General features: G+C 53.7%; 16 protein-coding genes. All 16 read left to right on the top strand.

Going from position 1 to position 13,493, the window contains the following annotated elements; genetic code table 11:
• The first annotated feature begins 484 nt into the window (after positions 1–484).
• Entirely contained in the window at positions 485–2,335 is a 1,851-nt protein-coding gene (locus IPK79_14430) for a phage terminase large subunit family protein (GenBank protein MBK8191629.1), read from the top strand.
• Positions 2,323–3,648 (top strand): hypothetical protein, encoded by a 1,326-nt coding sequence (locus tag IPK79_14425; protein ID MBK8191628.1) that lies wholly within the window; start codon positions 2,323–2,325, stop codon positions 3,646–3,648. The genes IPK79_14430 and IPK79_14425 overlap by 13 nt, the downstream gene beginning before the upstream one ends.
• A 238-nt stretch (positions 3,649–3,886) precedes the next feature.
• Positions 3,887–4,183: an H-NS histone family protein gene (locus tag IPK79_14420; protein ID MBK8191627.1), complete on the top strand. Its 297-nt coding sequence runs from the start codon at positions 3,887–3,889 to the stop codon at positions 4,181–4,183.
• A 3-nt stretch (positions 4,184–4,186) separates the two neighbouring features.
• Complete coding sequence (locus IPK79_14415) at positions 4,187–4,558, top strand: H-NS histone family protein (protein MBK8191626.1); 372 nt, start codon at positions 4,187–4,189, stop codon at positions 4,556–4,558.
• 397 nt (positions 4,559–4,955) lie between these two features.
• Positions 4,956–5,675, top strand: coding sequence for a ParB N-terminal domain-containing protein (locus IPK79_14410; GenBank protein MBK8191625.1), 720 nt, complete (start codon positions 4,956–4,958; stop codon positions 5,673–5,675).
• A 57-nt stretch (positions 5,676–5,732) separates the two neighbouring features.
• Positions 5,733–6,509 (top strand): hypothetical protein, encoded by a 777-nt coding sequence (locus tag IPK79_14405; GenBank protein MBK8191624.1) that lies wholly within the window; start codon positions 5,733–5,735, stop codon positions 6,507–6,509.
• A gap of 119 nt (positions 6,510–6,628) precedes the next feature.
• Positions 6,629–6,877, top strand: coding sequence for a hypothetical protein (locus tag IPK79_14400; protein MBK8191623.1), 249 nt, complete (start codon positions 6,629–6,631; stop codon positions 6,875–6,877).
• Positions 6,865–8,361 carry a phage portal protein gene (locus IPK79_14395; GenBank protein ID MBK8191622.1) on the top strand — a complete coding sequence of 499 codons (1,497 nt, stop codon included), beginning with the start codon at positions 6,865–6,867 and terminating at the stop codon, positions 8,359–8,361. The genes IPK79_14400 and IPK79_14395 overlap by 13 nt, the downstream gene beginning before the upstream one ends.
• A gap of 20 nt (positions 8,362–8,381) precedes the next feature.
• Positions 8,382–9,080, top strand: coding sequence for an HK97 family phage prohead protease (locus IPK79_14390; protein MBK8191621.1), 699 nt, complete (start codon positions 8,382–8,384; stop codon positions 9,078–9,080).
• 38 nt (positions 9,081–9,118) lie between these two features.
• Positions 9,119–10,390 (top strand): hypothetical protein, encoded by a 1,272-nt coding sequence (locus tag IPK79_14385; GenBank protein ID MBK8191620.1) that lies wholly within the window; start codon positions 9,119–9,121, stop codon positions 10,388–10,390.
• 59 nt (positions 10,391–10,449) lie between these two features.
• On the top strand, positions 10,450–10,815 hold the full coding sequence (locus tag IPK79_14380) for a DUF2190 family protein (protein MBK8191619.1): 366 nt from the start codon (positions 10,450–10,452) through the stop codon (positions 10,813–10,815).
• Between the two features lie 92 nt (positions 10,816–10,907).
• Positions 10,908–11,237, top strand: a complete 330-nt coding sequence (locus IPK79_14375) for a hypothetical protein (GenBank protein ID MBK8191618.1) — start codon at positions 10,908–10,910, stop codon at positions 11,235–11,237.
• Complete coding sequence (locus IPK79_14370) at positions 11,230–11,877, top strand: hypothetical protein (GenBank protein MBK8191617.1); 648 nt, start codon at positions 11,230–11,232, stop codon at positions 11,875–11,877. Before IPK79_14375 ends, IPK79_14370 begins: the two co-directional genes overlap by 8 nt.
• The gene (locus IPK79_14365) at positions 11,877–12,284 is read left to right on the top strand and encodes a hypothetical protein (protein MBK8191616.1); all 408 of its coding nucleotides are present in this window, start codon (positions 11,877–11,879) and stop codon (positions 12,282–12,284) included. The genes IPK79_14370 and IPK79_14365 overlap by 1 nt, the downstream gene beginning before the upstream one ends.
• A 12-nt stretch (positions 12,285–12,296) precedes the next feature.
• Positions 12,297–12,590 carry a hypothetical protein gene (locus tag IPK79_14360; GenBank protein ID MBK8191615.1) on the top strand — a complete coding sequence of 98 codons (294 nt, stop codon included), beginning with the start codon at positions 12,297–12,299 and terminating at the stop codon, positions 12,588–12,590.
• A gap of 7 nt (positions 12,591–12,597) precedes the next feature.
• Complete coding sequence (locus IPK79_14355) at positions 12,598–13,308, top strand: hypothetical protein (GenBank protein MBK8191614.1); 711 nt, start codon at positions 12,598–12,600, stop codon at positions 13,306–13,308.
• The last annotated feature ends 185 nt before the right edge of the window (positions 13,309–13,493 follow it).

Genomic DNA, 13,493 nt, shown 5'->3' with positions numbered 1-13,493 from the left:
GGAGCCCGAAATTTCTGTAGCGACAGCACAACAAAACGGACCTTTTAGATGATAGTCAACAAGCGACAGCTTGCGGATATTCTCGGAACCACTGAAGAAACGCTGACTCAGTGGGCAAAACAGGGTATGCCGATCCTGCTTAAAAGACTGGGCAGGGAGGGCAATCAATACGAGACGGCGGCTGTTATTTCTTGGCTGGATGCTCGCCAAAAATCAGATGAACCCCCTACCGACTACGATACGGAGCGGACGCGAAAGGTAAAGCTGGAGGCCGATATTCTTGCCTTGGAGAAAGCACAACTCGAAGGCCACTTAATCCCCTCCGAGAAGGTAGAAGCATCTTGGATTGGAATGATTTCGGCTTTCCGGGCTAAGATGATTGCGATCCCCTACAAATACGCGCCACTGGTGGCCGGAAAGTCGTTTATTGAGGTCGAAACGCTACTCACAGACGCAATCCATACCGCGCTAGAAGAACTCTACTATGACAATGACATGGGAAATTGCCTTAAATCGGACCTCGAAATCGGCGCTCAAAGCGATCAAACCGCCACCGAAACTGACGGTCAGCGAGTGGGCGAATCAATATCTCCAACTGAGTGCTGAGGATAGCGCCGAACCGGGACAGTTCTCCACGGATCGCGCCCCATACCAAAAAGGCATTATGGACGCGGTATCCGAGAGAGGAATCCATACCGTCGTCGTCAAAAGCAGCGCGCAAATCGGGAAAACTGCGATTCTGAAAGCGATTATCGGCTTTCATGTCGATCAAGACCCCGCGCCTATTCTCATGCTCCAACCTACGGAGCACATGGCAGAGGCGTTCTCGAAAGACCGCCTTGCGCCGATGATTCGAGACACTCCAGCGCTCAAGGATAAGATAGCCGATCCACGCTCCCGCGATTCTGGCAACTCCATCCTGCACAAACGATTCGCTGGCGGGCACCTCACGCTTGCCGGGTCGAATTCTCCCGCTGGCCTCGCCAGCCGACCGATTCGCATCGTATTGTGCGATGAAGTAGACCGATACCCAGCGAGTGCCGGCAGTGAAGGCGACCCTGTTAATTTAGCGATCAAGCGCACCGCTACATTTTGGAATCGTCGCATTGTCCTGACCTCAACGCCAACGATTAAGGGCGCTTCTCGTATCGATATGGCGTATGAGAATAGCGACCAACGCCATTTTTACGTGCCTTGCCCGCATTGCGGAACATTCCACATATTCAAGTGGGAGAACTGCCGATGGCCTCCCGGTGAGCCTGATCGAGCGATCATGGTGTGCCCGGAATGCGCTGTCGAAATCGAGGAAAGTCACAAGCCGCGAATGCTGGCAATGGGAGAATGGCGAGCTGAAATGCCTTTTAACGGCGTCGCCGGGTTCCATATCAACGAACTCTATAGCCCATGGCGAAAATGGGCCGATATTGCTAGAGAGTTTCTATTTGCAAAGCAAGACCCGCAATTGCTCAAGACTTGGGTCAATACCAGCTTGGGAGAATCGTGGGAGGAAGACGCTGAAAAGGCCGACCCTGACTCACTGATGGGGCGTCGCGAGCATTACGGCAAGGATCAAATACCAGAAAGAATCCTGTATTTGACTGCTGGCGTGGACGTGCAAGGGGACCGACTGGAGGCTGAGATTGTCGGGTGGCGAGCATCATCACGTGATGAAGCGCCAGAATCGTGGGGCATTGAATATCGGGTATTCCATGGCGATCCAGCCAAAAATGAAGTATGGAATGACCTCGATGAATTCTTGCTAGGCATCTACCAGACCGAAACGGGCCGAAGACTGCGCGTCATGGCTGGTTGTGTGGATTCTGGCGGGCATCATACCGCACAGGTCTACGCATTTTGCGGCGCACGGATTGGTCGGCATATCTACCCAACAAAGGGAATGCCTGGAGCGAAGCCAATCTGGACGCCAAAAGCCGCAAAGAGTAAAAAATACAATGCGAATGTTTGGCATGTTGGCGCTGATTCAGGAAAAGACGCATGGTATGCACGGCTCAAGATTAAGGAGGCGGGTCCGGGCTATTGCCATTTCCCTCTAGATTATGATAAACACTATTTTGAAATGCTGACTGCTGAACAAGTCAGAACGAAGTATATTAAGGGCCGGCCCATTCGAGAATGGTTTCTGCCTGCAAACAGAAGGAATGAAGCGCTTGATATTCGCGTTTTGGCGCTGGCTGCTTTACTGGCAAGACCTATTGATTGGACCGCGATCGATCATTCTCGGCCTATTCATTCCGCTCCTGCTCCCAAAGCCACAATCCGCACTGGCAACAGTTCATTCATCCGCAGACAAACAGGCACTCCATGGATAAGATGAAATGGCATCATCCGACCGGAAACACCCCTAAAACCGTTGCGCTGGTTGCTTTAGGGCAGTCGCGCGACGTTTATGCAGGCGCATGGCTTCAGCATGACTTATCTGAAGCAGTGACAACCTGTGATGAGATTTGGACATTGAACCGTGGCGTCAATGTCTTTAACCACGATTTGTTGTTTGTGATGGACCACATTCAAGGCGAAGCGGATAAGTTCCCGCGTTACGGCGCTAGCCTTTGGAAGCACAACAAGCCGATCATCACAAGCGACAACTCGGACGGCTGGCCAAATCACGTCTATCGGTATCCGTTGAACGAAATTTGGGACTGGTTGCGAAAGAACATCCAGCCGCAACACTCGAATTGGTGGCACAACTCGCTTGCCTATATCGTGGTCTACGCGGCTTTCATCGGTGTCAAGGAACTGCGGGTATTCGGCGCGGATTATGCCGACCACAAAAACGGCGCGGTCGAAGATGGCCACGTCAACGTGGCCTACTGGGTAGGCGTGATGGAGCGCGCTGGCCTTGTGTGCATGGCTCCAGAACAATCCGGTTTTCTGGGCATCAATCAGCGCGGGTTCGTCTACGGGTACAAAGACAATCCGCTGGTGATTCCAGCAAATCGCGCCCGCTTCCGGGCGATGACTGGCCAAGGCGGGACCGAAGAAACCACGGCGCTCCTATCCGGAGAGCGGCAAGTGGCCGAGACGCTGGAAGAGATACAGCCGGATCATCGATACCGCTATGCTTTTGCAGCCAGCAAGGTGCACGGCGTGGTCATTGATTGCGGGTCTGGTATCGGCTACGGCAGCCTTATCATGGCGCAACAGCCTGCTGTTGATACTATCATCGCTCTTGAACATAGCCGAGAGAGTATTGACTACGCTGAATCACATTATGACCACAAGAAAATATACTACTCTCAGGAAGAGCTGGATGGGCGGTGTCTTCATGAAAGATATAGGACCGGATACGCAGCCAACTGGGCGGTTGCTTTCGAGCTGATCGAGCACCTTCACGACCCGAAGCCGCTCCTTCAGTCGCTACCCGCTGACCGGCTGCTGATCAGCGTCCCCAACGAAAATGTGGTGCCCTATTCGCCGGAAACCGCACCGTTTCATCAACGGCATTACACCCCTTTCCAGTTGCAAGAACTTTTGACGGAAACCGGGTGGAAGGCGGTCAAGACATGGGGCCAGCACGGGCCGATGTCGGATGTTGTGGAGTTTGACGAAAACTGCCGAACCATCATTGTCGAGGCCGAACGATGGCGCGATTCATCGAATACCAGCAACATCGATGGCGATTCATAGACCTTGCACGATCCCATCACATTAGCCCTGGAGCGCTCTACCATCGGCTAGAGCGTTTCGGTGAGACTGCAACGGGTATCGCCCGCGCCTTGGCTACAGGGATTATGTCCAGGGAGCAAGCCGGAAAGCGCGGAAAAGAGAATAATCACTTTTATTGCAATCGCGGGTATTGCAAAGATTAATCCGATTTCCTATATTGTAATCGCGCTATATTCGGCGCTTACAGAAAGGTAATGTAATGGATTTGACGATGGCAACAACTGATGAACTACTGGTTCAGGCAAAAGAAATCGAGGCCGAGCTATTGAAGCGTCTCGATGAAGAGCTTGCAAAGCTCGATGCTCGCCGCGCCGAACTGCTAGCGATGAAGCCGCCCGCGAAGACGGAAGAGAAGAAAAAGCGGGTTAAGTCTTCGCGGCCCGCGAAGTTTCGCAATCCTGGAAATCCAGAACAGACCTGGACCGGGCGCGGTAAAGCGCCAGCGTGGGTGGATGTGGTGGGGCGTGAAGCCTGTTTGATTCCGGTGGAGGGGTAAGCAATGATTCAAGCACGCGAATATGGGGAAAATGACATTATGGGTCCAGCGCCGCAATCCATCGATCATCGGCGCCATATCGTTCTGCCGCCGTTGGACTATATGAACTTCGGCGATCTTCGGTATATCGCCGATTCCATCGATGAATATGGCCGAGAGGTCCAGGCGATGCTGGAACAGAAGCGCGAAGAGCGCATCGCGGAACTGAAAGCCCAAGTCGAAGCCGACAAGGCCAGAACGGCGGCAACTGAAGCCGAACTCGCCGCGCTGTGTCCGGCACCGGTGAAGATGGCCAACCCGTCAAAGCCGAAGTATCAAGACCCAGCGAAGCCCGAATGCACCTGGGCCGGGAAGGCAAGCAACCCGGTTGGTTGAAGGAAAAGCTGGAAGCCGGTGCCAGCTTGGAGGATTTCTTGATCGATCAGCCGACCACGCTGGGTTCGCCGGACGATCCGGGTTTTTGATCGACACGTCGCATATCCAGACCCGCCCCATTGCGGGTTTTTTAATGCCTTGCTTTTAAGTTTTGACTGATACTCTTATTTGTTTTATGCTTGCACAATCCAATCACTTGAGATAGGATAAACAGCGATGCTGATAGATACGAAGGAAGCGAGCCGAAGGTTAGGCGTATGCAGGACGCGAGTCCAGCAACTGCTCATTGCAGGGCGCATACCTGGCGCCAAAAAGATAGGAGGAGATATGAGGGGAACATGGGTTATTGAGGTTTCAGATGATGGGCCGCCTCGCGTGTTACCGCCAAGAGGTGGTCATGGAATTTCATGAGATTGCCAACATCCTCCCCATGGAGAAAGGGTCTCTTTCATCCTTGGCGGAAGACATCGCAAAAAACGGGCAACAGATACCGATTGAACTATACGAGGGCAAGATACTGGATGGCCGGCGGCGCTGGAAGGCTTGCGAGATCGCCGGAGTTGCGCCGAAAACGGTCGAGGTAAATCCGGATGATCCGGTGGGCTACGTGAAGTCGCTCAACGTCCACCGTCGGCACCTCACCCCGTCGCAGCTTTCCATGGTCGCTGCCCGATTCCGTTCCTACTACGACCGGCAGGCGAAGGAGCGGATGGAAAGCGGGGTCAACCAGCATAGCCCTCCGGTAAATTTACCGGAGGGCTCGAAGAGCGACGCCCGCGATGCGGCCGGTAAGGAGTTTGGAGTGTCTGGAAAGAGCGTGGATCACGCGACGAAAGTCTTGGAGAAAGGCGTGCCAGAACTGATTGAGGCTGTCGAGGAGGGGCGGATAGCGGTATCGACGGCGGCGATACTGGCCAACGAACCGGAAGAGGTGCAGAGAGACAAGGCAACGAAGGCGAAAAGAACCTACACGGCAAATAGGGGGCGGCACCAAAACGCCGCAAACCGCCAAGCGGCATGTTGTTGTGAACGGCGAGGTTTACGATGCCCCAAGATACGGAGTCATGGCTATCGAACAACTAAAGCGCATCAAGAAAGAAGACCCCAACCGGGATAGCGCCCTGGATGGGGTCATAAAGTGGATCGAAAAAAACCGTTAAGAGGTAATTGTATCATGGCAAACATTCAGGAAACTACTAACTACGACCGGTTTGAATTGTTTGACTTCAACCGGGACATTGGCAAGACCACGGCGCTTGAGCGGTCCATGCTGGCCTATGGCTGGCTTGATCCGTACCCGATGCACGTTGTTAAAAACGGCAGCGGAAAGCTGAAGATCAAGGCTGGGCATCATCGATTCCACGTTGCCAGAAAACTTGGAATTCCCTGCAAGTACGTGGTTGCCGAAGATCAGGGAGAGACGATCCAAGAACTCGAAGTCGCTACGCGGCCTTGGACCTTACAAGACTATCTGGCCAGCTATTGCCGAGTTGGCAGCGAACACTATATCAAGGTCAAGAATTATCTTGAATTGACCGGGATACCTATTCAATGCGCCATCGCCATGCTGGCAGGACAAACAACCGCAAATGGCAACCAGAACAACAGGTTTAAGGCTGGAACTTATAAGGTTTCCGACGAAAAACACGCCTATGATGTCGCGTTTTTGGCGATTTCTTGCGCGGAGCATGGCGTAAGGTTCGCAAGACATTTTGCATTCGTGCAGGCTTTATCGTCAGTTTGCAGGGTTGATGGATTTGACAAGGATATATTTATTTCTAGGGTCAAGGCCCATTCTGGGATGATGACCGCGCAGGTGTCAAGGGATGCTTATCTTGTGGTTATTGAGCAGGTCTACAATTACGGCGGCAGGAAGACCCGGATACCGCTTGCATTTTTGGCTAAAGAGGCGGCTAATCGCCGAAACGCGGTAAAAAATCCCAAGAAGTAGGGCTGCTTTTAAATGTGAGAAATCCTCACAGTTAAACTTGCAGCACCGTCCATGCAGCCCGCTCTCGTAGCGGGTTTTTTAATGCTTGACATTCCATTTTTTTGTGTTGTAAGCATGGAATGTCCATCTTTACCGGTATCCCTGTAGCAACTCTGCAAACGTGGTTGAGTGACGCTCAAACCGCGATGCAGGAACTCGCCATCGGCAAGCGCGCGGTCACAATTGCGACCGGTGACAAGCGCCTATCGTTCTCCCCCGCAGAACTCCCCCGCCTCAAAGCCTACATAGGCCAGCTCCAAGCGGCTATCGCTGAAGCCACGGGCGCGACGACTGGGCAACCCTACGCGGTGGCGACATGGACGCGCTAACCCGCCTGATTGCCTACGTTGCGCCTTCCTGGGCGGCTTCCCGGATGCTGGCACTCGGACGGCTGGCCAGCGCAAAACGCTACTACGACGCCGCCACCGCTACCTCTCAGCATCCAAGGCGCGGCAACTCGGCAAGCGCGGATGCTGTCATGGACCGCGCCAAGGGCAACTTGCGCGAGTATGGCCGGTGGCTGGACGAAAACCACGATCTAGCGATTGGCATCCTTGACGATCTGGTAACGAACATCATCGGCGCGGGCGCAGGTATCGAGCCGATGGCCAGAAATGCGCGCACTCGCGATCCGGCGACGGACCTCAATAAGCAGCTTGCCGAGTTGTGGGAAGAGTTTTGGCAATACCCAGAAGTGACCGGCGAACTTCCAGGCAGCGAAATGGAGCGGATTGTCTGTCGCTCTTTTCTTCGGGATGGAGAGGTATTTGCTCAACACGTCAATAAGCCCGTTGCGCCGTACACCAGCCGAATCCCTTATGCGCTGGAATGGCTCGAATCTGATTTTGTGCCCTTCGATCTAACCGACGCATCTCGGCTGATCGTTCACGGCGTGCAAAAAGACGGCTGGGGTCGCGCGATTGGCTATTACGTTCTCAAGCAGCATCCCGGCTCACTGATTCTTCCCGGCTCAAGATTCGATACGGTTTTTCTTCGCGCCGAAAACGTGGTGCACCTTAAATTGGTGAAACGGCTACACCAAACGCGCGGTGTATCTATTTTCCATGGCGTGCTGACCCGGCTGGATGATCTGAAAGATTACGAAGAGAGCGAGCGAATTGCCGCGCGAGTTGCCGCCGCACTCACTGCTTTCATCAAGCGCGATTCGGCGCTATCGGATACCGTCACTACGACTGGCGAAGAGAGCCAAACCGGGAGCCGTTCATTTTCAATGGAACCTGGTTTAATCTTCGACGGATTACAGCCGGGTGAGGATGTCGGCGTTATCGACTCGAAACGCCCGAATCCGAATCTTGAGCTATTCCGCAATTCACAACTGCGGGCCATTGCGTCCGGGACCGGCACGAGATTTTCCAGTATCGCCAAGAACTACAACGGCACGTATTCCGCGCAACGGCAAGAACTGGTTGAGACGGTTGCGCATTATCGCCGTATCTTTGACTACCTTCGCGAGAAATTCTATTTGCCGGTCTGGCGTCGATTTATTGATGCGTCTCGGCTTTCCGGTCTGTTGCGCGTACCGGCCGGCGTTGATGAGATGAGTCTCTATCGTCCTGAAATCCGCCCGCCGCAAATCCCGTGGATCGATCCAAAGAAAGAAATCGAAGCATTTCAAGCCATGGTCGAGGCCGGCTTTAGAAGCAGACAGCAGGTTATTAGAGACTTGGGCGGAGACCCAGCAACGGTTGACGCGCAGCTTATGGCCGACCCGCTGGACGTGCGCCCGCCGCTGGATTCGCAGCCGAAACAGCAAACGCCACAAGAGGCTCCAGTACAGGATCAAGCGGCATGAGTACAAGAGACCTAAGCGCGTTGCAAGATGGCCGCTTTGAGCGGTTTGCAACGCTAGATTTGCGGGAAGCCAATCTCGAAAGCCGAACCGTTCCCGCGTCGCTATCCAGCGAATCGCCAGTTGATCGATTCTTTGGCCGAGAGATTCTTGTTCACGATTCAGACGCCGTTGATTTGAGTCGGGCCGGCGATGGATTGCCGCTGCTATGGAATCACAATACCGATGAGCCAATCGGCGTGGTGGAGCGAATTAAAATCAAGGATGGAAAATTGCGTGGCGTCTTGCGGTTTTCAAATAACAAGAAAGCCATTGAAGTATTTAATGATGTGCGTGACGGGTTTTTAAAGAATATCTCTATTGGCTATCAAGTCAACAAATTTGAAGAACAAGCAAATAGTAACGACATCCGCGTGACTGGATGGACGCTACTTGAATCAAGTGTCGTAACGGTGCCGGCGGACGCATCCGTTGGAATTAATCGGTCTTTAAGTGGAGTTAATGCAATGGCTGATGAAACTCAAACGCCGGCTGTCGAAGTCGGGACTACTGATAATCATGGCGCTGGCACTGATCCGGTTGTGCCGATTCGTCAAATCGATGCCATACGCGCTAAAGCAGTTCTGGATGAGCGCAATCGACTGAAAGAAATCGATGGCATCTTTGCTAATCCAATTGTCCCCGTGATTCGGTGTATGACGGCATTCGAGCGCAAGCGCTGAATGAAGGATGGAGCGCCGATCAAACTCGCAAGATTGTGATGGAGACGCTGGGCGGCGAAGCGGAACCGGCTTCCAACCAAGGAACCGTGCCTGATGGCGTGCAAGTTTTTGGCGTTGCCAGTCGCGCTCAACCCGCCGCCTCCCCTGCTTATCAGCCGCGACCGTTGGGTGCTGGTGTCCGCATGGGCGAAGATCAGACTGAGAAATTCCGCAACGGATTTACCGAAGCGATGCTTGTGAAAGCCGGCGTCCTGACCGACCGCAAGTCGATTGACGGCGCGCGGGCTGGTGGATTCGTGGGCAAGCGGTTGATCGTGCTCGCTGGCGATTATTGCCGGATGCACGGCATCAACACACAAGCGATGGACGATGACGCCGTAGCCTTTCGCGCGTTGACGTATCGCGCTGCTGGGCAAACCACGTCCGACTTCACCAATATCCTTGCTAATGTCGCTAACAAGTCGCTGCTGAAAGGGTGGGAAGAGGCTCCCGAAACGTGGCAGACCTGGACGCGGCGCGGCACCTTGCCGGATTTCAAGACCGCAGAGATTAGCGGCCTTTCCGGCTTCACCGGCTTGGATGAAGTCCCGGAAGATGGAGACATCACTTACGGCAAGTTCACGGATCGTAAGGAAACGATCAAGCTGGTGAGCTATGCGAAGAAATACCGCATCACTCGCAAGCTGATCATCAACGACGATCTGCGTGCCCTGTCGGCTATTCCCCGCGCCATGGGCCGCGCCGGCAATCGGAAGGTTGGCGACATCACTTATGCGCTGCTGAATGGCACCGGTCCGACTCTGAATCAGGACTCTACGGCGCTTTTCGACACGTCAAGCCATAAGAACTATGTGGCTGCATCCACCGCTCCCACTGTCGCGACGCTGAATACCGCTGCCGTGGCCATGGCTAAGCAGACCGACCCGAACACTAGCGCGGTGCTGAATATCCAGCCACGGTTCCTGATGGTCCCGAAGGCGCTTGAGCACACCGCGCGCGTGCTCATGGCCGCGACTTACGACCCGGCTGGCACTGGGGCAACCTTGCCGCCAAATCCGTTCAGCGGTCGCTACGAGGTCATCACGGATGCCCGGCTCGATGGACAGACTTACGGCACCGCAGCGTGGTATCTGCTGGCTGATCCGAACATCTTCGACACGTTTGAGGTCGCTTTCCTGAATGGCATGGCCGAACCGTACATGCGGGAAAACGAAGAGTGGGATGGTCAAGGCACTAGCTATTTGGTGGGCGTTGACTTCGGCGTGTCCGCGCTCGATTTCCGCGCTGTTCACAAGTATCGCGGCAACTAATCCATTCAGTCACGCCGCCCATGATTGGGCGGCTGATTAATCAGTTTGAGGATACAGTCATGGCTCAAAGTCTTTCTGAAGGCGAAGTTTTCAACTACACGACGAGCGGCGCTGTCGCTAATGGCCAGTTGCTAGTTATCAATCGCATGGTTGGGGTTGCGCTGAATTCAGCCACCGGTGCAGGCCAGAAAATCGCGATTGCGCTGGAAGGTGTATTTCCGCTGGCTGCTGTTGCGACTGGCGCAAAGACGAATGGAAATCGCGTGTTCTATCGCACTACCGGCTCGCAGCTTAAAGCCGCGTTCGCTTCTGGTGTTGCCACTGGCGGAAAGCATACCATCGGCACGGTTTGGGAAACCGCTACCGCCGCATCCACGACTTGCAAAGTCAGGCTGATCGGCGGTCCTATGGGAGTGCTGGCGTGATGCGCGGCAATATCACGGCATGGGCGTATCTCAACAATGGGTCTGAAGCTCTGGCGACTGAGCTTTATTCGATCTTCGGTTGGGAGTAACCCATGTCGGATTTTAGCGACTTGATGAACGGGACTGCTGTTCCACTGATCAAGTCGTTCTTTGGAGATGCGGCGACTTATACGGTTGATTCCACGGATGATGAATTAACCGTGGTCGCTATCGTCGATAAAGACGTAGTGAATCCACTAACCGAAGCCACGTCAGCTATTGAGAAGCAGACGATCATTACGATTGCAATCGCTGATCTTGCTGGAAACATACCGCGTCGAAATGACGTGATTACCATAGGATCGGATCGATATATCGTGCTGAAACGTGACTCCGATGATGGCTATTTTTCTCGGATTATCGTAAGGGCTGGCGATGATTGAAGTTGAAGTCAACGAACAGCAACTGAATGAAGTACGTGAGCGCCTTGCTTATATCAAGAACGGCGCAACCAAGGCGCTCTATCGCGGGTTGAATAAAACGGCTTCACGCGCAAGAACGAGATTTTCTCAGGAAATAGCAAAGCAAGTTAATTTGTCGTCTAGCAAGATCAAGAGCAAATTGGATGGGCCGGCACAACTATTTAACAATCGCGCTAACTCGAATCAGCTTAGGGCTATTTTATCGAGCAAGAAAACTGGAACACGAATGGAGAATTTTTTAACGTCTCTATTTCCATTTCGTGCTGGTAGGCCGTCTGATCCGATTGTCGTTAAAGTCAAAAAGACACCCGTCAAAATATTAAGCGGATTCTGGGTTCCCGCAAAGAATAGCGGCGGATACCTCATTGCAGTTAGGAATGAGGTATTGCGCTCTCAAGGTATGAAGAACGCCATTAATCCGAATAGCCGGTTACCTTATACCGTGCTATATGGCCCAGGTCCAGGGCAGATGTTTGAATCGGTCACTACCGACTTAGGGACAGAGTTGAGCGAATATTTGCAGAAAGCGATCGACGCAGAGACAAGTTGGCTGATTCAAAAAAATCCGCCTCCCGCTGGTGATGGCACGGGTGAAGACTAATGGCAACCGCCAAACGTGAACTCGCAATAGCCGCGCTAGCAACTCGATTGAAAGCAACCCGTAATCCCTATCCACAGGATTACGACGAAACGCCTTTTTATGCGCTGATCGAGGGAGAGGAAACGGTTTTAAGTCGCGACTATGATGATGTTTTAGTGGTCGCCAGCTTAACTGTCGAGGCGATTAATCGTTACGACGAAGACGCCAGCCGAACCACGGCTGCTAATTCACTTCTTGCTTATTTGATTTCAACGGCACTTGGCACCGATCCGACGCTGGGCGGGTTGGCTGAAGATTTGACGTATACCGGCGGAGCAACTCTTTTTTCTGAAACTGGCAGTGTACTAATAGGCGCTGTTGCTCGGTTTGATTTGACTTATCGGCATATCGCCGGTAGCCCTTATTGATGGAGAAACATCATGGCCATTTTGACCACTCAAACGATTGAATACGAGAGCGCCGCTAGTCAGCAGGCATTCGCCGCGCTAACAGATTCTGGCGACCATGCTATTTTCACCGCAACGTCTACGCCGTGGAGTCAAGCGAGCGGCTATGAGCCGGTGATTGGTCCGTACGGCGTCATTAATGGCGGCGCGGTTATTCCAGCAGTCAGTACTACTAATGACATGGTTGATGCCGCTGCTGTCGTTTTGATGGCTCCCGGCATGACGGGCGCGAGGTGCGACCACTGGGCAGATTACCGTTGCCGCTGATACTGATTTGACTTGCACACGCGGGTCTTCGACGAACACGCATATCATCAACAGCATCACGGTGAACTCCAGCGGCGCTTATGCTGTTGTCGCCGGAACGGCAACGACTGCGCATTCCGAGACGCGCGGCGCTTCCGGTGGTCCTCCATTTATTCCGGTCGGCTCAATCGAGGTGGCTCAAGTGCGCTTAACCTCGATTACCGCAGCGCCGATTACCGCTGATGAAATCTATCAAGTCGTCGGCACTCATCAAGAGCGTTATGACTATCCCGTGTATTCTGTGGATTACTTGCGCGGTAGACTCACATTCGCCGCCGCGCTCCCGCTGATTCATACCGGGTCCGTGGCGAAGTCGGTACGCGTTCGAGTGGCGACCCCTGTTTTTGCGGAAATCGCTAACTCTCGCGATTGGGTGCCGGCGGAGACTTCCAATACCACAAATTCCGAATCTTATTATGATGGGAACGTGGGTTCTGTATCGTCCAGTTTGGGCCAAGCCAGCTTTACCGCCGCGCTGCAATCCGGCGTCACGGACGGCATTCTGAGCAAGGTCGGGCAAAAGCTGATCTTCCGGTTTAAGCCGTCGCGCTCTGGTTCCGCGTATCAGTTGACCCAAGGCGTACTTGGCGTGGCGCGCACGTTCGGCGTGAAGAGTTCCCCGCAAGGGTCTTTCACGGTATCTCCGGAACAGGCCAGCGTAGACTTTACTGGACTCTAAGATATGAGCTTCGATCTTGAGCGATTCCGGTCTTGTGCATCGCAACTATCGCCACGGACGGCGGAAGTTTCGGTCGATGATCTGGCCCACTGGTTCCCTGAAGACGCCAAGCCGATATGGACGGTGCGCGGATTGACGGGCGTGGAGATTGCCACGGCAAACGACGCACAGGGCCGTGCAAGGCT

This window comes from Vampirovibrionales bacterium, assembly GCA_016712355.1.
GTDB lineage: Bacteria > Cyanobacteriota > Vampirovibrionia > Vampirovibrionales > Vampirovibrionaceae > JADJRF01.
The sequence above is the reverse complement of the archived record's forward strand: the minus strand, read 5'-3'. Positions and strand labels throughout refer to the sequence as shown.